General features: G+C 66.3%; 21 protein-coding genes. 8 read left to right on the top strand and 13 right to left on the bottom strand.

All coding sequences use genetic code 11. The features are described from left to right. The 6 genes from fliF to VGM20_04695 all read right to left on the bottom strand — a co-directional run bounded on the left by fliF (window position 1) and on the right by VGM20_04695 (window position 4,331). The gene (gene fliF, locus VGM20_04720; protein ID HEY4100164.1) at window positions 1-1,446 is read right to left on the bottom strand and encodes a flagellar basal-body MS-ring/collar protein FliF; all 1,446 of its coding nucleotides are present in this window, start codon (window positions 1,444-1,446) and stop codon (window positions 1-3) included. Window positions 1,447-1,450: 4 nt separating this feature from the next. After that, on the bottom strand, window positions 1,451-1,756 hold the full coding sequence (gene fliE, locus VGM20_04715; protein HEY4100163.1) for a flagellar hook-basal body complex protein FliE: 306 nt from the start codon (window positions 1,754-1,756) through the stop codon (window positions 1,451-1,453). Between the two features lie 3 nt (window positions 1,757-1,759). Further along, window positions 1,760-2,002 carry a hypothetical protein gene (locus tag VGM20_04710; protein ID HEY4100162.1) on the bottom strand — a complete coding sequence of 81 codons (243 nt, stop codon included), beginning with the start codon at window positions 2,000-2,002 and terminating at the stop codon, window positions 1,760-1,762. Further along, complete coding sequence (flgC, locus tag VGM20_04705; GenBank protein HEY4100161.1) at window positions 1,999-2,424, bottom strand: flagellar basal body rod protein FlgC; 426 nt, start codon at window positions 2,422-2,424, stop codon at window positions 1,999-2,001. The genes VGM20_04710 and flgC overlap by 4 nt, the downstream gene beginning before the upstream one ends. Then, complete coding sequence (locus tag VGM20_04700; GenBank protein ID HEY4100160.1) at window positions 2,417-2,707, bottom strand: hypothetical protein; 291 nt, start codon at window positions 2,705-2,707, stop codon at window positions 2,417-2,419. The genes flgC and VGM20_04700 overlap by 8 nt, the downstream gene beginning before the upstream one ends. Window positions 2,708-2,885: 178 nt before the next feature. Continuing rightward, entirely contained in the window at window positions 2,886-4,331 is a 1,446-nt protein-coding gene (locus VGM20_04695; GenBank protein ID HEY4100159.1) for a sigma-54 dependent transcriptional regulator, read from the bottom strand. A gap of 84 nt (window positions 4,332-4,415) precedes the next feature. Here VGM20_04695 and flgL point away from each other — a divergent pair, with 84 nt between their 5' ends. The 7 genes from flgL to VGM20_04660 all read left to right on the top strand — a co-directional run bounded on the left by flgL (window position 4,416) and on the right by VGM20_04660 (window position 10,227). After that, the gene (flgL, locus tag VGM20_04690; protein ID HEY4100158.1) at window positions 4,416-5,288 is read left to right on the top strand and encodes a flagellar hook-associated protein FlgL; all 873 of its coding nucleotides are present in this window, start codon (window positions 4,416-4,418) and stop codon (window positions 5,286-5,288) included. After that, window positions 5,285-5,713: a flagellar assembly protein FliW gene (gene fliW / locus VGM20_04685; GenBank protein HEY4100157.1), complete on the top strand. Its 429-nt coding sequence runs from the start codon at window positions 5,285-5,287 to the stop codon at window positions 5,711-5,713. Before flgL ends, fliW begins: the two co-directional genes overlap by 4 nt. Before the next feature lie 119 nt (window positions 5,714-5,832). Then, window positions 5,833-6,930, top strand: coding sequence for a flagellin (locus VGM20_04680; protein ID HEY4100156.1), 1,098 nt, complete (start codon window positions 5,833-5,835; stop codon window positions 6,928-6,930). Between the two features lie 72 nt (window positions 6,931-7,002). Further along, on the top strand, window positions 7,003-8,979 hold the full coding sequence (gene fliD, locus VGM20_04675; protein HEY4100155.1) for a flagellar filament capping protein FliD: 1,977 nt from the start codon (window positions 7,003-7,005) through the stop codon (window positions 8,977-8,979). 3 nt (window positions 8,980-8,982) lie between these two features. Then, a complete protein-coding gene (fliS, locus tag VGM20_04670; protein HEY4100154.1) occupies window positions 8,983-9,369 on the top strand; it encodes a flagellar export chaperone FliS in 387 nt (128 codons plus the stop codon). Continuing rightward, a complete protein-coding gene (locus VGM20_04665; GenBank protein ID HEY4100153.1) occupies window positions 9,366-9,815 on the top strand; it encodes a hypothetical protein in 450 nt (149 codons plus the stop codon). The genes fliS and VGM20_04665 overlap by 4 nt, the downstream gene beginning before the upstream one ends. A gap of 97 nt (window positions 9,816-9,912) precedes the next feature. Next, window positions 9,913-10,227: a hypothetical protein gene (locus tag VGM20_04660; protein HEY4100152.1), complete on the top strand. Its 315-nt coding sequence runs from the start codon at window positions 9,913-9,915 to the stop codon at window positions 10,225-10,227. A gap of 78 nt (window positions 10,228-10,305) precedes the next feature. Here the strand turns inward: VGM20_04660 and VGM20_04655 are convergent, their stop codons facing one another. From VGM20_04655 to VGM20_04645, 3 genes are all read right to left on the bottom strand, one after another. Further along, window positions 10,306-10,584: a hypothetical protein gene (locus tag VGM20_04655; protein HEY4100151.1), complete on the bottom strand. Its 279-nt coding sequence runs from the start codon at window positions 10,582-10,584 to the stop codon at window positions 10,306-10,308. Between the two features lie 40 nt (window positions 10,585-10,624). After that, window positions 10,625-12,481: a translational GTPase TypA gene (gene typA, locus VGM20_04650; protein HEY4100150.1), complete on the bottom strand. Its 1,857-nt coding sequence runs from the start codon at window positions 12,479-12,481 to the stop codon at window positions 10,625-10,627. Between the two features lie 103 nt (window positions 12,482-12,584). Then, window positions 12,585-13,574, bottom strand: coding sequence for a cation diffusion facilitator family transporter (locus VGM20_04645; GenBank protein ID HEY4100149.1), 990 nt, complete (start codon window positions 13,572-13,574; stop codon window positions 12,585-12,587). Here VGM20_04645 and VGM20_04640 point away from each other — a divergent pair. Beyond that, complete coding sequence (locus VGM20_04640; GenBank protein ID HEY4100148.1) at window positions 13,552-14,874, top strand: hemolysin family protein; 1,323 nt, start codon at window positions 13,552-13,554, stop codon at window positions 14,872-14,874. The genes VGM20_04645 and VGM20_04640 overlap by 23 nt on opposite strands. A 1-nt stretch (window position 14,875) precedes the next feature. Here the strand turns inward: VGM20_04640 and VGM20_04635 are convergent, their stop codons facing one another. Genes VGM20_04635 through VGM20_04620 form a run of 4 tightly spaced genes read right to left on the bottom strand, consistent with a single transcriptional unit; the run spans window position 14,876 to window position 19,399 of the window. Further along, window positions 14,876-15,640, bottom strand: coding sequence for a glycosyltransferase family 2 protein (locus tag VGM20_04635; protein ID HEY4100147.1), 765 nt, complete (start codon window positions 15,638-15,640; stop codon window positions 14,876-14,878). After that, complete coding sequence (gene pdxA / locus VGM20_04630) at window positions 15,637-16,551, bottom strand: 4-hydroxythreonine-4-phosphate dehydrogenase PdxA (protein HEY4100146.1); 915 nt, start codon at window positions 16,549-16,551, stop codon at window positions 15,637-15,639. The genes VGM20_04635 and pdxA overlap by 4 nt, the downstream gene beginning before the upstream one ends. Beyond that, window positions 16,548-17,915 (bottom strand): peptidylprolyl isomerase, encoded by a 1,368-nt coding sequence (locus VGM20_04625; protein HEY4100145.1) that lies wholly within the window; start codon window positions 17,913-17,915, stop codon window positions 16,548-16,550. Before VGM20_04625 ends, pdxA begins: the two co-directional genes overlap by 4 nt. Further along, window positions 17,912-19,399 (bottom strand): peptidylprolyl isomerase, encoded by a 1,488-nt coding sequence (locus tag VGM20_04620; protein ID HEY4100144.1) that lies wholly within the window; start codon window positions 19,397-19,399, stop codon window positions 17,912-17,914. Before VGM20_04620 ends, VGM20_04625 begins: the two co-directional genes overlap by 4 nt. Window positions 19,400-19,418 lie beyond the last annotated feature (19 nt).

Here is a 19,418-nt window from a genome sequence, read left to right as displayed (position 1 = left end):
TCACGGTGTGCTTCCGAGCCAGGCGCGGATCACCCGAGCCGCTGCATCAGGCGACGACGCGGATTCCGCCTGCACGCGGGTGCGCAATCCACCGGCGTCACTGATCGTCAATTGATCGATGCCCCCGGCGACCGCGGGATTGACGGTGCCGGCACCGATGGCGCGCGGCGCACCGGAGCCCTTGAGCATCCGGAGACCCAGGACGAGAGCGACGATCACTGCGAGAAGGGCGACCGCGGGAATGCTGAAGCGGGAGAGGGTGTCGATCGCCGACGCCTTGATCGTGGCGGTGTCGGCGGGGTTCACCTTGACCGGCACCGGATCGGTGAACGGCACGGCGACTACCGAGAGCTGGTCGCCACGGGTGCTGTCGATCCCGATCGCGTTGCGGACCAGCTGCGCGAGCGACGTGCGCTGGTCGTCCTGCGCCGCCTGATCGGCCTTGAGCGCCCGGGAGTTAAGCATCACGGACACGGTGAGCCGCGTGACGTTCCCGGTCTCGCCGATGATCTTCTCGAGTTTCCGCGAGTTGAGATAGGTGTTGTTGATCACCGTCCCGGCGGCATCACCCGCGGAACTGTCCGCCGACGTCTGGCTGCGCTGCTCGTTGGAGAGGACCTTCCCGTTGGGATCGTAGGTGTCGATGGTCCGTTCGACCTGGTCGAAGTTGAGGCGCGCCGCGACCTGGACCCTCACGTCCGAAGGTCCAACGGCGGAGGACAGCAGCTGTTCGACCTTGGTGGCGAGGTGCTGCTCGACTCCCTGTTCGAGATCGAGCTGGTGCGCGGTGAGCGCCGCGCCTTCGGTGTCGGTCGCGCCGGTGAGCGGTCGGCCGCTGTCGTCGAGGACGACGACGTGATCCGCCGTCATCTGCTCAACGCTGCCGGCGACGAGTTGCGTGATCCCGCGCACCTGGTCCTGCGACAGCGACGTGTTCGGCTGAAGCGAGACGACGACTGCCGCCTCGGGCGGCCGCTGCTGCGCGCGAATCGGCGATTCTTCCGGCAGCGCGAGGTGGACCTGCGCACGGGTCACTCCGCGAAGCGTGCCGATGGTGCGGGCGAGTTCGCCTTCGAGCGCGCGACGATAGGTGATGTGCTGAGTGAAGTCGGTCATCCCCCACGACGGCTTGTCGAAGAGTTCCAGCCCGGGGCGGCCATTTGCCGGAAGTCCGACCTTGGCGAGGAGCACTCGCGCGCGCGCTGCGTCGGGGAGCGGGACGCGCACTTCGCTTCCGCCGTTGCCGAGCTGGTACTGAATTGACGCCTTCCCGAGCTGATCGGTGATGTTGCCAACCTCGGCAAGATCGAGCTCGCGGAAGAGGGTGACGTAGTCGGGAGTCGACGCGCGCTTCATCAGCAGAAAGGCGAGGAGAACCATTCCCGCGGCGATGGCGATGACGGCGAAGCGACGATTGGCGTCGAGACGGGTCCAGGCGTCTGGCATGCGATCAGACCTGCGTATTCATCAGCGATTGATATGCACTGGTCAGCTTGTTGCGGGTTTCGACCAGCAGCTGCAACGACAACGACGCTTCTTCGGCAGCCGCCATCACCTGATGCAACTCGACCGGGTCGCCTCGCAGGAAGGCGCCGATGACGTTGTCCTTCTGCTGCTGCATCGACTCGGCGCCGCCGAGCGCGCGAGTGAGCAGATCTCCGAATCCGGGACCGTCGGTGACGGAGCCGATCGGCGTCCCCTCGCCGCGCTCCAGCGGCGAGACGACCTGCATCTCGGGGCGGATCGGTGTCGTCATCGATCAGCCAAGGAGGTCGATGCGCTGGCCGAGCGGCGCGCCGGCGTTGGCCGAGGACTGGCCGGAAGCGCCATAGCTCACCGGACCGAGTGCCGTCATCGAATCGAAGAAGGCGCGCTCTTCGTCGGTCAGGACCTGCCAGAGCGCCGATTGCGATGCGACCTCGGAGGTGGCGCGGGCACGCGGCTGGCTGGTCGTATTGCTGACCGGCGGGATGCCGCTGCCGATCGGAGGAATGGTGCTCAAATGTCGATCGCCTTTCGCAGCATCGCCTTCGCCGATTCGAACACCGTGGCATTCGCGTCGTTCATCCGCCGCGCGATCATCAGGTCCACCATCTCGGTCGCGACGTCGACATTGGGGTAGTGGACGTATCCCTGCGCGTCGGCGTCGGGGTGACCCGGCTGGTACACGGTCTTTCCTGCCGACTTGTCCTCGTGCACGGTGGTGATCGGCGCGCCGGTCACGGGATCGGTCCCCGCGACGGCGATCTGACGATGATACGGCCCGCCGTCGGCGGTCTTCGTCGTCTCGGCGTTGGCGATGTTGTTGGCGATCACCTCGATGAACTTCTGCTGGCGCGACATCCCGCTCGCGGCGGTGCCGAGGGGTCCCATCAGCTCGCGAAAGGGACGCGGGAGCATCGGGATGCCGGGGACGTCAGCCATTGCTGGACATCGCGGCGCGGATATCGGAATACGACTGCTGCAGCAACTTGGCCGACGCCTCGTACCGGGTCTCGGTGTCGGCGAGTGCGGCCATGTCACGAGTCAACGATTCGTCCTGTCCCGACATCGATGCCTTGAGCTGGTCGGAAAACGACGTGTTCGCGCTGGATGGCGACGCATTCGCCACTCGCTGCGCGATCGTTTCGTGCGTGGCGCTCAGTTCCTCGAGTGCGCCGCGCAGGTCATGCGTCAGTGTTCCTTGACCGAAAAGGCTCGGAACCATGGGCTCCCACCGCTGGTGTGATGCGATGCGGTTTGGCAAGCCGCGTACCTGATCGGCCCATATGAGCTAACACGTTGGACGGCAATGGTTTGCGAAGATCATGCGCGAACTGGTTCCTGGAGCGCGGTTTGGAGCGCCGGAAGTTTCTTCCGAACTCCGGCGAAGCTTGCCGACCGGCTCAGCTGACTTGCGGGACGTTCAGCTTGTTGCGGAGGGTCCGTTCGCTGATGCCGAGAAGGCGGGCGGCGCGGGTGCGGTTGCCGCCGGTGGCGGCGAGGGCGCGCTGGATCATGACCCGTTCGAGATCGGCGAGGTTGAGCGGGAGTTCATCGGATTCTGCTGCCGGCACCGGTACCGCTGCCGGCTCGTCGCTGCGGGAGAGGTGCAGCACCGGTGGCGCGGCTTCGCCCCCGCTCCGTGACAGCGCAAAGACTTCGGCGGTCAGCGGCCGGCCGCGGCTCAGGATCACCGCCCGTTCGACCGCGTTCGCCAGTTCGCGAACGTTGCCAGGCCAGCGATACGCCTGGAGGTGGTCCATCGTCCCGGGGGCGAGGGTGGCGGAGGAGACGCCGAGCGCTTCGCAGCTGGAATGGATGAAGTGAGCGACGAGGAGCGGAATGTCGTCGGCCCGGTCGCGGAGCGGCGGGGTGTAGATCGGCACCACCTGCAGCCGGTAGTAGAGATCGGCGCGGAAGCGTCCCGCGTCGACTTCGCGCAGGAGCGCCCGGTTGGTGGTGGCGATGATCCGCACGTCCACCCGCACCAGGTCGCGGCCGCCGACGCGTTCGAATTCCTGCTCCTGGATCGCCCGCAGCAGCTTGGCCTGCAGGTCGAGCCGCATCTCGGAGACTTCGTCGAGGAGGAGCGTGCCGCCGTCGGCGCGCTCGAAGGCGCCGATCATCCGCGCGGTGGCGCCGGTGAAGGCTCCCTTTTCGTGACCGAAGAGCGCGCTTTCGACGAGCCCTTCCGGCAGTGCGGCGCAGTTGACGGTGATGAACGGCTGGTCGCGGCGCGGGCTCTGGTCGTGAATCCCTCGCGCGATCAGTTCCTTGCCGGTCCCCGATTCACCTTCGATCAGCACGGCCGCGCGCGTCGGCGCGACGGTGATCATGACATCCTGCAGATCCTTCAGCGACGAGCTGTTGCCGACGAGCCGGCGCCGCGCCTGGATCCGGGAGATCTCCTGCCGGAAGGTCTCGTTCTCGCTGCGAAGCCTGGCAAAATCGAGCGCGTGCTGGATGGTGATTTCGAGGGTCTGAAGGCGAACCGGCTTGGTGAGGTAGTCGACGGCACCGCGGCGCATCGAGAGGACGGCATGTTCCACGCTGCTATGTCCGGTGACGATCACGACCGGGATGTTGCGGCCCTGCTGTTCGAGTGCGTCGAGCAGTTCGAGCCCGGACATCCCGGGCATCTGGGAGTCGGCGAGGATGAGATCGATCCGTCGAGCGGCGACGACGCGGAGGGCTTCCTCACCGCTCAGGGCGAGGACCGGCTCGTAGCCAAGACTGGTGAGTGCATGTTCGAACATCGCGGCCACGGCGGGCTCGTCGTCGACACACAACACCGTCTTCATCGTCTCGACATTCCGATCCACATCCTTGGTTGCGGGAGGATGGTGCACCGCCGAAACATCGTGGTGCGACTCATGCCGCGCGAAAGGTATCCGATAATCGGCGCACCGCAAAACCTCCAGGGACGTATCGCGATGCGAATTACCGATGCCATGGTGTACACCAGGTCACTGCAGCAGGTGGAAAACCAGTTCAATGCACTCGACCAGGCATCGGCGCAGGTGTCGACCGGGCAGCGCAACGCCACGATCTCCGACGACCCGGTGGCCGGCGGCCAGGTGATGCAGATCGATGCGGCAACCCGCGGGGTGACCCAGTATCTCCGCAACATTTCATCGGTGCAGACCGGGTTGAGCGGCGAGGAATCGACACTCAACCAGCTCACCGATCTGCTCAGCCGGGCGAAGGAACTCGCGACCGAGCAGGCGGGGAGCAATGGCGATGCGCAGACCCGCGCTGCCGCCGGCGCCGAAGTGTCGCAGCTCCTGGCCCAGGCGGTGTCGCTCGGCAATCTCAAGATCGGCGACCAGTATGTCTTCGCCGGCACGGCGACCGATGCCGAGCCGTTCCAGGCGGACGGGAGCTACGTCGGCAACACCGCCCAGCGACAGGCGGAGATCGGCAACGGCGTCACCGTGAACACCACGCACACCGGCGCGCAGCTCTTTGTCGACTCGGGGGCGATGCAATCACTCACGGCCCTGCAGAACGCGCTCAACAGCAACGATTCGAACGCCATTCTCGCCTCGATGACCGGTCTCGACACGGCGTTCGATGCGACCCAGAACAATCTCGCCGACGTCGGCGCACGCACCGATGCGCTCACGTCGGCGACCAATGCCTTTACCGCGCAGCAGACCTCGCTTTCCACCGCGCGCAGCAACGCGGCGGATATCCCGATCGAGGAAGCGTCGCTCAACCTTGCGTCGATCCAGACCGCGCTCCAGGCGGGCTTGCTCGCCACGAGCAAGATTCTCAACACCTCACTGGTGAACTACCTGCAATGAGCGCTGCCATCCGCCCCGCCTCGATCGAACCGACCTTTGTCACCCGGCTCTTTGGTACCATCCAGGTGTCGCCTTCCCGGATGGTCCACTTCGCCGACGGCTTGCCAGGCTTCCCCAACTCGACGCACTTCGCGCTGCTGCCGGCGCAGACACGGGCGCTCGCCTGGCTCCAGTCGCTCGATGCACCGGCGCTCGCCTTCCTCCTCATCCGGTGGGGTGCGCTGAGCGAGCCGCTCGGCGAGATCGGCGGCGACGCGTATGCGATCGTCACGCTGCCGGCGCAGGATGAAACAGCGACGGCGAATCTCCAGGCGCCGGTGATCATCGATCCGGTGAGCCGCGCCGGCCATCAGTTCATTCGCACCGATGCAGTCGGCCGGACCGCGGTGCCGTTCGATCTCCCCACCCTCCTGCAGCCAGCCTGACCCCTCCCCCCGGCCACTCATGGTCGGGGTTCCTCAACCGATAACGGGCGGAGCGACCATATCGGGTCGCATCGCCGGGGCACGGACGCCCCGGGTCCACGTTTAGGGAGGAACACCGCATGTCGAGTATCCAGACCAATCTTGGGGCGAATATCGCGCTGTTGAACACGACCGCGTCGGGCATGAACATGAACAAGGAAATTGCCCGCCTGTCGTCCGGTTTCCGCATCAACAGCTCGGGAGATGACGCGGCAGGCCTCGCGATCGCCAACAAGCTCCGTGGGCAGGCGCAGAGCCTTTCTGCCGCCTCCCGCAACGCCTCGCAGGCGAACTCGATGCTGCAGATCGCCGACGGCGCCACCAACACCATCTCCACCATCCTTGACCGCCTCAAGGAGCTCGCGACGGAATCCAACTCGGACACGATCGGATCCCAGCGCGACAAGCTCGATGCGGAGTTCCAGCAGCTGCTGCAGGAAATCACCCGCATCACCGCGACGACCCAGTATCAGGGGAGCAACCTGATCGACGGTTCGTTCGGTGCGTCGCTCAACACGTCGAGCGCGCTGTTCTCGGTCACCGGCGTTCCGTCGAGCGGCACGACCTTCACGGGAAATGCCGCGGGCACCTACGCGCTGACGGCCGACACCACGAACCACACGATCACGATGACCAAGGGTGGCGTGTCGCAGACGGTGGCCGATGTGGCCGGTGCGCAGACGCTCAACTTCTCGGAGTTCGGGGTCAAGGTGAACACCGATTCCGGGTACGTCCGTGACACCGCCATCGGCGCGCTGACGATCAATGCCGGCAGCGGCGGCAACTTCATGGTGAGCTCCAGCGGTCACTACGCCAGCTCCGACCTGATCTCTCTGAGCTCGGTCGACCTGACGCTGTCGACTCTTGGTATCAGCACCTCGAACGTGACCACCGCGGCGAACGCCCAGGCAGCACTCACGGCGATCGACTCCGCGACCGACCACGTCAACTCGGCGATCGGCGCGATCGGCGCCGCCGAGAGCCGGATCAGCTACGCGCAGACCAACGTCGACACGATCCAGCAGAACACCACCGCCGCCGAGTCGACGATCCGCGACGCCAACATGGCGCAGGAAACGACGGCGTTCACGAAGTTCAACATCCTGCAGCAGGCTGGCATGGCGATGATTTCGCAGGCCAACCAGTCGGCAGCGCAGGTACTGACGCTGCTCCGCTAATTCCGGCGGAGTGATACCCGGTGCGGGGGCCGCAGCCGCGGTCCCCCACCACTTCGAAGACGGTGCCCGACGATGACCACTCCTCTCACCTCCATCAGTGGACTGATCTCCGGCATCGATACGTCGAGCCTGATCGACGCGATCATCGCGCAGGAACGCCAGCCTGCCGCGACCATGGAAACGCAGGAAACCGCCCTCAAGAACCAGCAGACTGCGCTGTCGAGCTATCGCACCCTCCTCGGTGCGCTCGATGACGCCGCCGGAGCGCTGCAGGACGGCACCTCGTTCGACGCGACCACGACGAACCTGACGGTGCTGGCGGGCTCGCGAGCGGTGGTGAGCGCCACGACCACGGCGGAGGCATCGCCGGCGACCTATCAGATCCAGGTCTCGAAGCTGGCCGCGGCGGAAAAGCTGAGCAGCACCACGCGATCGAGCACCACGGCGGCGCTCGGCGTGAGCGGCACCTTCACCGTGAACGGCAAGAGCGTGACCGTCGCGACGACCGACTCGCTGTCGTCGATCCGCGATGCGATCAACGCGCTCGACAGCGGGACGACGCCGAGCGGCGTGACCGCGTCGATCCTCTCGGTCTCGCCGACCGACAACCGGCTGGTGCTCACCAGCGACAATACCGGTGCGGCTGGCGCCACCCTCGCGGACTCCAGCGGGACGGTCCTGCAGTCGTTCGGGTTCATCAACAGCGCCGGCACCAAGCTCGCCTCGGCGTTCCTGGTCACCGGCGCCGATGCGAGCTTTTCGATCGACAACATCGCGTTCACCCGCAGCAGCAATACCGTGAGCGACGCGATCGAAGGGGTGACGCTCAATCTCACCGCGGCAGATTCCACCGCGACGACGCAGCTGACGGTGACGCGGGACGAGTCCGCGGCCGCCACGGCGATGCAATCGTTCGTCACGGCCTACAACAATGTCGTCGGGTTCGTGCAGCAGCAGGGAACGATCGGATCCGACGGGACCGTCCCGGCGCTGTACGGTGATTCGCTGGTGCGCGGCATCCGGGGACAGCTCCCCGACGAGCTGCTGCAGACCGTTGCCGGCGCGGCCAGCGACCTCGCCACCGCCGGGAAGGCGGGGCTCTCGCTCAACGCCGACGGAACGATCTCGTTCAATTCGACCACGTTCGCGTCGCTCTTCCAGGCGCGATACAGCGATCTCCAGGCGCTCTTCGGCGAGACGCGCACTGCCGACAACCCGGCCGTGTCATTCGTCTCGAGCGGCAGCGCCACGAGCAGCGGCAGCTGGGACGTGAACATCACCGCCCCGGCGACGGCTGCAACGCTGTCGACCAGCGGATTCAGCGGCACCTACGACGCCGGTGCCACGCCCGACACGATGACACTGACCGACAAGCAGTCCGGGAAGAGCGTGCAGCTCGCGCTCACGACGGGGATGACGACCAGCGATATCGTGACCGCCCTGCAATCGGCGATCACTGGTGCCGGCCTGGGGATCGATGTCAGCTCCTCCGGGAACGACATCGTCCTGACGTCGCAGAACGCCGCCAGCTACGCCGGCTTCACGGTGGCGGTCGACGGCGTCGGCGACGGAGCGTCGGAAGCGTGGGGTCCCACCGCATCGGCAGTCGGCACCGACGTCCAGGGGACGATCGGCGGCTTTGCAGCGACCGGTTCCGGAAGCACCCTGGTGGGGAACACTGATACCGCAGCCGCCGGTCTGACGATTCGATACGCCGGCGCAACCACCGGCGATCTCGGCAGCATCACCCTCGACGTCGGAACCGCGACGGCCGTGAAACGGCTCCTCGATACCTATGTCAATCAGGGAAGCGGCCTGCTCGACCAGCACGTCGCCGCGCTGAGCGCACAGAACGACCGGCTGGTGCAGCAGGTGGCAGACATCGATACCCGCCTCGCCGGGCGCCGTGCCGCGCTGGTGGCGCAGTACTCCGCGATGGAAACGGCGATCGCCAATCTCAAGGGGCAGGCGCAGTCGCTCCTCGCATTCACGTCGCCGTCGACCTCGTCGACCAGTTCGAGCGGCAACTCCAGCGCACTGGGCGGGTGATCGATGAGCTACTCCCAGCCGAGTCGGTATCGTGAGATGGAAGTGCTGGCGATGCAGCCGGCCCAGCGCGTCGTGCTGCTCTACTCGCACCTGCTGGTCCTCCTCCGGCAGGCGCGCCGGCATCTCGAGCGCGGCGAAATCGAGCAGCGCGGCGAGCGGCTCTTCCGCGCCGAAGAGATCGTCCGCGAACTGCAGGTGTCGCTCAATCACGATGCGGGCGGCGAACTCGCGGGCGGCCTGGCGAACCTCTACAGCTGGATGCTCGGCGAATTCGCCGGCGTGCACGCCCACCCCGATCTCGGCCGTCTCGACGCCGTCACCAAGATCGTCACCGAACTGCACGAGGCGTGGCAGGGAGCGGCAGAACAGGTCCTCGGCCACCCGGTATGAACCAGCCGTCCGCCGACGACGCGGCCGCGCTCCTCGCGGCGCAGATCGCCGACCTGGCGCGCTACCGGCACATCGTCGAGGCGCAGCGCGCGGTGCTCCGGATGGAGGATGCCGGCCTGCTGGAGATCTTCACCGCCGAGGCCGAGGGAGTCTTTGCGGATATCTCGGCACGCGAGGTCCAGCTCCTGTCGATTCGCGCCGCGGTGCAGTCCGATACCGCGACACCGCGTCCCGACCAGCACGCCGTGTCGCTCTTTGCCGAACTCGAGCGCGAACGGGCGATGGCCGCCGCAGCGGCGCAGAACCTGGCCGAGCAGATGACCGGCGAAGCGGGACGGGTGACAGTCGAGATGAAGCGCGCCAGCGAGCAGCTCAACGCCATCGTCCGAGGATATGGCAGCCGCTGGGGTGCGCCGGGACCGACGCTGATCGACCGGCGGGGGTAGACTCACACTTCTGCCGCGCTGGCCGATAAAGAGCGCGGTGGAATGGTGCTGGTGAATCGGGTATTCTCTACCCCGACCCGCGCGCGGAGGAGTTCGGATGGCGATCGATCCGGTGGTCTCAGGGAGCGTCCCACAGCCCGATCCGCAGCGCGCCCAGGGGACGGCGCACGGCAACCGCGTCGGTGCGCCGCGCGACGGCGACCGCCCCGCGAGCGATACGGCCCCCACCGATCAGGTCGAGCTCTCTCCTGCCGCCGCCGGAATTTCCGACGCCACCATCCCCACCGGCGAATTGTCGCCCGCGGCGCTCCAGACGATCGCGCAGAAGGTCGCTAGCGGAGCGTATGATGACCCGGCCGTGGCCGACCGGATCGCAGGGCGGTTGCTCGACGCGGGAGAGATTGCCGGGTGAATCAGGGCAGTTGATGAATGCGAACGCCCCGCCGGCGGATCAGCGGGGCGTTTCTCATTGCGGGAGGGGACGGACCGGCTACTCCTCTTCGCTTTCCTCATCGAAGGAGAAGTCTCCCCCTTCGAACTCCTCGTCCTCGAAATCGTCATCTTCGTCGTCGAAACCTTCTTCATCGTCTTCGTCGAGGTCTTCATCGTCCTCGTCGAAGTCGAAGCCTCCGCCCTCGAACTTCTCCTCCTCTTCGTCCTCGTCGAAGCGCCCCCGCATCACCGATTGCGGAATTCCTTCGAGAGACGCCTCCCACGCCGACATGGTAACCTCCGCGGTTCCGAACTGAGCCTGCTGTTGACGGATCAACCTCCGACCGGCGGCAAAAAGGAGCGGTCGGGCCTGCAAGTCAAGATGCGTCGGCGACCCGGTTCGCCGCACGCTGGGCCTTCTTCCGTTCGGTCGCCTGCAACACCCGCTTGCGGAGCCGGATATTTTCGGGCGTAACCTCGATCAGTTCGTCCTCTTCGATGTACTCCAGCGCGTACTCCAGGGTGATCTCCCGCGGTGGTTCGAGGAGGATGTGATCGTCGGACGCCGTGGTCCGCATGTTGGTGAGTTTCTTTTCCTTCCCGACATTGACGTCCATGTCGCCGGGACGGGCACTCTCACCCACGATCATCCCCTCGTACACCTGTTCACCCGGAGCGACGAACATCTGCGCCCGCTCCTGCAGGTTCCCCAGTGCAAACGCCACCACCGGCGCCTCGCGGTCAGCAATCATCACCCCGCGCTTCCTGCCGCTCAACGGCCCAGCCCACGGCCCGTATTCGAGGAAGCGGTGGTGCATGATCCCGGTGCCGCGCGAGTCGGTCAGGAACTCCGACCGGTACCCGAACAGGCCACGTGCCGGAATCTTGAAGGTGATCCGCACCATTCCCTGACCCGGATTCCGCATCTCCAGCATTTCCGAACGCCGCGGACCGAGTTTCTCCATCACCACGCCCATGAACGACTCGGCGACGTCGATCGTGAGTTCCTCGTACGGCTCGAGCCGCTCGCCGTTCTCGCCTTCGCGCAGAATCACCCGGGGACGCGACACCTGGAATTCGTAGCCTTCGCGCCGCATCGTCTCCATCAGGATGCCGAGGTGAAGCTCGCCGCGTCCCGAGACGGTGTGGGTGTCGGGGGAATCGGTCTCTTCGACCCGGAGCGCCACGTTGCGCTCGAGTTCCTTGAAGAGGCGGTCCCGCAGCTGCCGGGAGGTGACGTACTTCCCCTCGCGTCCGGCGAACGGCGAATTGTTGACGATGAAATCAACCGAAATCGTCGGTTCCTCGACCGCGATCCCTTCGAGCCGCTCGGGATAGTCGGGAGCCGTGAAGGTCTTCCCGATCTCGATCGTTTCGAATCCCGAGAGGGCGACGATATCGCCGGCGTCGACCGACGCCGTCTCGACGCGGTGGAGTCCGTCGAAGGTGTAGAGCTTGGTAACACGCCCACGTTCGACGCCAGGCTCTTCGGCGCTGACCATCCCCGGGGCGCCCATCGGAAGGAGGGTCACCTGGTCGCCAGCGGCGAGACGGCCCCGCTCGATCCGCCCGATCGCGATGCGCCCGAGGAAGCTCGAGAAGTCGAGGGTCGACACCAGCATCTGGAACGGCTTTTCAGGATCGCCGGTCGGCGCCGGGACGGTGTCGAGAATCGCCTGGAAGAGCGGCTCGAGGTTGGTTCCCGGATGGTCGAGTTCGAGGGTCGCGGTACCGGCCCGGCTCGAGGTGTAGAGGAACGGGCATTCGAGCTGCTTGTCGGTCGCTTCGAGGTCGAGGAAGAGGCTCAGCACTTCGTCGTGCACCCGGAGCGGCTCGGCGTCGCCGCGGTCGATCTTGTTGATCGCGACGATCGGCTGGAGCCCGAGGGCGAGTGCCTTGCGGGTGACGAAGCGCGTCTGCGGCATCGGACCTTCGGCGGCATCGACCAGGATCAGCACCCCATCGACCATCCGGAGAATCCGTTCGACTTCACCGCCGAAATCGGCGTGACCCGGCGTATCGACGATGTTGATCTTGGTCCCGCCCCATTGCACCGAGGTGTTCTTGGCGAGAATGGTGATGCCCCGCTCGCGCTCGAGCGGGTTGGAATCCATGACCCGCTCCTCCACGTGCTGATTGGCACGGAAGGCGCCTGCCTGGCGAAGCATCTGATCAACCAGCGTCGTCTTGCCGTGATCGACGTGGGCGATGATGGCGATGTTGCGGATCGGCAATGTGTTCTCAGTTCGTTTTGTGTCAACGCCCCGGTCCTTCGGGCGCGATACCCCTCGGGACCGGGGCGCATATATAGACCCCGCCTACCCCCGCGGCAAGCCGCTAATGGACGTGACCGTGGGGGTGCCCGTGCGTGTGGCTGTGCCCGTGCCCGTGATCCAGCATGAGCGTGTCGGCAGAACCGTCATCATCGCCGCACAGTTCCCCGACACATTCGTCACCGGTTTCGAGCTGGATCGTGACGTGCCGGATCCCCATCCCTCCCATCGCCTGTTCGAGGCGGCGCAGGATCGCCGGGTGGGCGTCGAGGTCGGGTGCCACCGCGTGGGCGCTCATCGCGATGAGCCCGCTGGCGACGGTCCAGACGTGCAGGTCGTGCACGCGCGTGACGCCCTGGACTGCCATCATCGCCGCCTCGACGCGCGCCGGCTGGAGGTGGTCGGGAACCCGGTCGAGGAGAATCAGCCCGCTGGTCCGGACCAGCCGCCAGGCGCTGCGGAGGATGATGACCGAGACGAGCACCGAGATGATCGGATCGACGCGCGTCCACCCGGTGTAGTGGATCACGATCGCGCCGACGATCGCGCCGACGGATCCGAGGACGTCGCCAAGAATGTGGAGGTAGGCACCGCGCGCGTTGAGGTTCTCTTCGTGATGGCCGTGCAGCACGCGCAGCGAGAGGAGGTTGACGAGCAGCCCCGCTGCGGCGACGCCGCCGAAGAGGACGGCGTTGATGGCGCGCGGGTGTCCGAAGCGATCGATGGCTTCGACGGTGATCAGGATGCCGATCACGAACAGCGCCAGGCCGTTCATCATCGCGGCGAGCACTTCCCAGCGGAGGTTGCCGAAGTGCTGCGCGGGGCCTTCGCGCCGCTGGGCGATGCGGGCACCGACGAGTGCCAGGGCGAGCGCCGCGACGTCGGTCCCCATGTGCGAGGCGTCGGCGAGCAGCGTGAGCGAGTTGCTCATCAACGAGCCGGCGATCTCGACCACGGTGAACGCCGCGGTCAGCGCAAGGACGATCGCGATCTTGCGCGGGATCGGACTCGGGCTGCTAACCTTCTGGGCCATGTCCACCGGCTTCGGCGTCATCGTCGTCCTCGCACTCGTCGTGGCGAATGCCTTCTTCGTCGCCGCGGAGTTCGCGCTGGTCTCTGCGCGAAAGACCCGCCTCGAAGAGATGGCGGGCGGCGGTAATCGCAAAGCTACGCTGGCGCTCCGGGCGGTCCAATCCCTCGACCGCGTGATCTCCGCCACCCAGCTGGGGATCACGCTGGCGTCCCTCGGCCTGGGTTCCGTCGGCGAACCAGCCGTGGCACGGATGTTCGCGACCTTCTTCGCGGCCCTGCCGCCCGCGGCCGCGAAGATCGCCACACACGGCGTCGCGGTCGCGGTGGCGTTCACCCTGATCACCGTGCTGCACATTCTCCTCGGAGAACTGGTGCCGAAGGCGATCGCGCTGCTGCACGCCGAACTGGTGGCATGCTGGCTCGCGCCACCGCTCCTCGGCTTCGCCTGGGTGATGCACTATCCGATCGCGTTGCTGCGCCGGTCGGCCAACCGGCTTGTCCTGCTGCTGGGACTCCAGCCGCTCTCGGAGCGCGAACCGCTCCACTCCCCCGAGGAGATCCGGTTGCTGGTGGAACATTCGGGAGAATCGGGCGCACTCGAAGCGAGCGACGCGCGGCTGCTCGAAGGGGTCTTTGAATTCAGCGAGAAGAGCGCCGAAGAAGTGATGACGCCCCGGACCGAAATGGTGACGATCGAAGCCGACATGACGGTGGCCGACGCCGCCGATGTCGTCGCCCGTGCCGGCCGGTCCCGCTATCCCGTCTATCGCGATTCACTCGACGAGATCGTCGGCGTGGTGCACGCGAAGGACATCCTGCGCGCACTGCGGGACACGCCGTCGGCGATGGTCGGCACGATCCTGCGCGAACCGCTCTTCGTTCCCGGCACACGCGAGGTCGAGGATGTGCTGGCGGACATGAAGCGGCTGAAGAGTCATCTCGCCGTGGTCCTCGACGAGTACGGCGGGACCGCCGGACTGGTGACGATGGAAGACCTGCTGGAAGAAATCGTCGGCGAGATCTACGACGAGCATGATCCGGTGCGGCAGATGTCGCGCGTGACCAGCGATGGCGCGACGCGCATTCCCGGAGCACTCCCGGTCAGCGATTTCAATGCGCGATTCCAGGCCGAGCTCGACGACACCGACTACACCACGATCGGCGGCTACCTCTTCGGACAGCTGGGGCGCCTGCCGGCCAATGGCGACAGCGTCACCATCGGCAATCACCGGTTCGAGATCGTCGCGATGGACGGCCGGCGGGTGCAGACCGTCGTGGTCCGCGACGTGCCGGGTCCGCCCGCGCCCGACGGGGCGGAGTGACCTACTCGCCTTTCCGCTTGAATGGACCCTCGAGATACTGATCGCGGTCCCTGTGCCGCACGACGTCGTTTCGCGGGGGGAGGACATTGAAGCGGAAGATGTGCCAGAACGCCGCGATCCCGTCCTTCCAGCCGATCTTCTTCCCCTCCTCGTAGGTGCGGCCGGAGTACGAGATCGGCAGCTCCCAGATTCGCGCGCGCGCCTGCGCGAGCCGGGCCGTGATTTCCGGTTCGAAGCCGAAGCGATCGGTGGTGAAGATCAGCTTCTTCATCAACGGCGCGCGCACCAGCTTGTAGCAGGTTTCCATGTCGGTCAGGTTCAGGTCGGTGAACATGTTCGACATCAGCGTGAGCATCGAGTTGCCGACGGAGTGCCAGAAGTAGAGGACGCGGTGCGGGCCGCCGAGGAAGCGCGACCCGAAGACGGCGTCGGCGTTCCCGGCGACGATCGGCCCGAGAAGTCCCGGGATTTCGCGCGGGTCGTATTCCAGATCGGCATCCTGCACCACGATGACGTCACCGGTGGCAGCGTCGATCGCGGTGCGGATCGCAGCGCCCTTGCCGCGATTCACGCGATGGCGGAGCACCTGATCGATCTTCCCTTCCTCCAGCAGCCCGTCGAGAATCGCGGCACTGCCGTCGCCGGAGGCGTCGTCGACGCAGACAATCTCCTTGTCGAGGTCGACTTCGCGGACCCTGTCGATCAGGCGTTCGAGGGTCCGGGCTTCGTTGTACACCGGGATCAGGATCGACACGCGCAGGCTCATGCCGCACGGCTCCGGGTGGCAAGGTCGAGGGCAAGATCCACGGCGGCGCGCATGCTGCCGGTATCAGCGCGTCCGGTGCCGGCAATATCGATCGCCGTGCCGTGGTCGGGGGAAGTCCGCACGAACGGAAGCCCAAGTGTCACGTTCACGCCGTGCCCGAACGACGCCACCTTGATGGCGGTCATTCCGACATCGTGGTAGGGCGCCAGGACCACGTCGAAATCACCGCGCATCGCGCGCACGAACACGGTATCGGCGGGAAGCGGACCATGAGCGCCGAGGCGTTCGACCGCCGGCGCGAGGATCCGCTGCTCCTCATCGCCGAACAGACCCTGCTCTCCGGCGTGCGGATTGAGGGCGCAGACGGCGAGCCGCGGCTCGGCGATTCCGAACCAGCGTTGCAGCGCCGTGCGGGTCACCGCACCGACCCGGACAATCCTGTCGGTGGTGAGCAGCAGCGGCACGTCGCGCAGCGCCACGTGCGTGGTGACGAGCACGACCCGCAACCGGTCGCTCGCGAGCATCATCGCGACATCGCACCCGCCGGCAAGATGGGCGAGCCATTCGGTATGCCCGGGAAACGGGAATCCGGCGAGATGCACGGCGTGTTTTTCAATGGGGGCGGTGACGATTGCGTCGACCTCGCCGGCCAGCGCGAGGCGCGCGGCCTGTTCGATCGCCCGGCCGGCGATCAGTCCCGCTTCGACGGCGGTGTTCCGGGCGATGCGGTCGCCCGGCCGCCAGCTTCCGGTGGCAATCGGGGTCACGCCTTCGATCTGGCCGAGCTGTTCGCGCGCGCCGATCACGGTGATATCGGCGTCGACACCGGAGGCAAGGACTGCAGCAGTAATTTCCGGCCCGATGCCTCGCGGATCGCCCAACGTGATCGCGAGCCGGGCACGCCGCGTCACGGCTCTCGGATGTCCACGTAGGTCTTGTTGCGAAGCTGCGTGAGATAGTCCTGCTCGCCCAGCATCGTGCCGAGCAGCTTGCGGAGCTGGTCCTTGAGATCGTCGTACGATCGCTGTCCCTGCGCCCGGCGCTTCAGCACCAGCAGCACCGCCCACTTGCTTCGCAGCGGCGTTCCGGCCGCCGGAAGCTCGAAGACCTTGCTGACCTGGCCGCTGTCGAGACCGGCGATCGCCGGGAGATATGGCTTCCCCGCGGGGTCCTGTTGCATCGCCGGGATCGGATAGTCGTCGATCTCCTTGTCCTCGGCGTTGTCGTGATAGGTGTGCTGGAGTGAGTCGAAGGAGGCGCCCTTCGCGAGTGCGGCGGCAATCGCGCCCGCCGTGTCGCGCGCGGCGCGGGCACCGGCAGAATCGATGACTGGCATGATCAGGATGTGCCGCGCCTGCACTTCACCCGGCTGCTTCCGCTGCACCTGGATGATGTGGTAACCGAACGGACTCTCCACCGGATCGGAGATGGTGCCGACGGGAAGCGAGAACGCGGCGGCTTCGAACGCCGGCACCATGACGCCGTGGGCAAACCAGTCGAGGTTGCCGCCATCGGCACGACTCTTCTCGTCCATCGAAAACCGTCGCGCGGTCGCCGCGAAGTCGGCGCCCTTGCGCAGCTCCACCACCAGCGAATCGGCCAGCGCCTTCGCGCGCGCCTTCGCCTCGGGGGTCGGCCGCGGCGCCACGACGATCTGCTTGAACGAAATGGTTTCGGGCGACGGCGGGAGCTCGGCGACGTGCGCATCGTAGTAGGCGCGCATCTCCTTCTCCGTCGGCGTCAGCGACTTGATCTTTCCTTCATCGGCGAGCTGCGACCGGAAGCGGCTCACCTCGATCGTACCGCGCTGGCGGTCGAGCAGCGACGCGCGCCACTCGTCGGAATTGGTGAAACCGATCGCCTTGAGCTGGTCGCGGAATTCTGCTTCGGTCTTGAACTGCTTCCGCGCGTTGTTGACGATCTGGTCGGCCGCGTCCTGGACCTCCTGATCGGTCACCTTGATGGTGGTGTCGGCTTCGGCTTCCTGGCGCAGCAGCTGGAAGTTCACCAGGGTGTCGATGTAGCGTCGCAGCGCCTTGTGATATCCCGCCGAATCCTGCGTGGGCTGCGGAATGCGGTCCGTGCCGCCGCTCGCCCGCGCGTACACCTCTTCGAGTAGTTCACTCGAAAGAATCGCATGGGTTCCAACCACTGCCACGATATGATCGACCGTGGTCGTGTCGGGGGCGGTTGCCCCCTGGGCCCGCGCCGACGTTACGGCGATCGAGCAGAGCAGCGCGGTCGCGGCTGCGCGGACCCGGAGGAATCGGCTCACGGCTTCTTTGCCGCTCCGTTCGTGCCGGTGTCACCGCCGGGGATCGGCGGTCCGCTGGGCGCCGGCTTCATCCCGGCCGGAGGTGCTGCGGCCGGCTGCTGCCCCGCCGACTTGAGCGAATCGGCCGCCCGCTTGCTGCGCGACAGGTCGAGGGCGTGTTCCATCGCGACCGCGTTGAACTTCGTCTTGTTGCGTGCGCGCAAGGTCGCCGCGAGCACGCCGGGGAGCGGGTGCGGCTGTTGCTTCTGCGTCGCCATGTCGACAAAGAACTGATCGACCCTCTCCTGCGCCGCCTTTTCGCGAGCCGACGTGGAGGCCTTGGGGTCGAGCACCTGCGGCGTGAGACCCAGTACCTGCTTGATGGTGTCGATCGAGGCCGCGAACCCGGTCTCGAGCTCCTTCCATTCCGCCGGCTGCAGGTGAATGCCGTTCTTGACGGCGTCGTTGAGCATCAGGTCTTCCTGCACCATCGTCTGGGCAAACTTGCGGAAGACGCTGTCGGGGGCCGTCTTGAGCTGGCCCAGCTGCGCCTGTCCCTGGAACGGATCGGAGGTGAGCGCCCGCATCCAGTGGACGAAGTCGGCGGTGGTGAAGGCGCCGCCCTTGTACGAGGCGATCGTGGACTTGTCGTCCGCATGGTCGTCGAAATCGTCGAGCGATCCGCGCATCCGCGGCACCGCGTTGGCGTCGAGCTTGACGGCGTAACTGGTATTGAGGTCGCTGAAATACTGCTCGGTGATCTTGGTCGCCATCGAGCGGCTCAGCGAATCACGCCACCAGCGCGCCGATTCGGCCGCGGTGGGACGCCGCAGGATGTGATACCCGTACGCCGTGGTGACGATGCCGGACATCTCGCCGGGCTTGAGCGACCAGAGCGCCTTCTCGAACGCCGGCACGTACTTGCCGTGCGGCTGCGGCGGGTAATAGCCGCTGTCGGCCTTGGAGCCGGGATCCTGCGTCTGTTCGAACGCCAGCTTGCTGAACGACGCCCCACCCTTCAACTGCGCGAGAATGCCCTCAATCCTCTTCCGGGCGGAGTCGTGCACCGCCTTGGGCGCGTTGGAATCGGCGGTGATGAGAATGTGCTGCACTGCGCGCGCCTGATCGGCATTGTAGGCGCTGTCGATCGAGGCGTCGGTGATCTTCGCCTTCCGGGTGACCACGGTATCCATCCAGCGAGCCGCCGTCGCCTGCGCGATCATCGGCCACATCGCTTCGGCCACGAACGCCGAGTCGGTGGTCAGCTTGTTATCCGCGGCGGCCTGGCCGAAGAGCGTCATGTCGGTCCACAGCGCCGTGACCAGGTTGCCGGTCTGGGCGTCGAGGCGGATCGGTCCTTTCACCGAATCGAGGAAGGTGGCGAGCTGCTGCGAAGTGAATTTCTGGCCGGCTGCCTGCTCGACCACATCGGAGTGCGCCGAGAACATCCCGCACCCGCCAACCGCGACGGCCAGCCCCACAGCCAACAGCATGTTACGACGCATCGGACTCCCCAAGAGTGTG

Source organism: Gemmatimonadales bacterium, assembly GCA_036500345.1.
Taxonomy (GTDB): domain Bacteria; phylum Gemmatimonadota; class Gemmatimonadetes; order Gemmatimonadales; family GWC2-71-9; genus Palsa-1233.
This window is presented reverse-complemented; position numbering and strand designations above follow the sequence as displayed.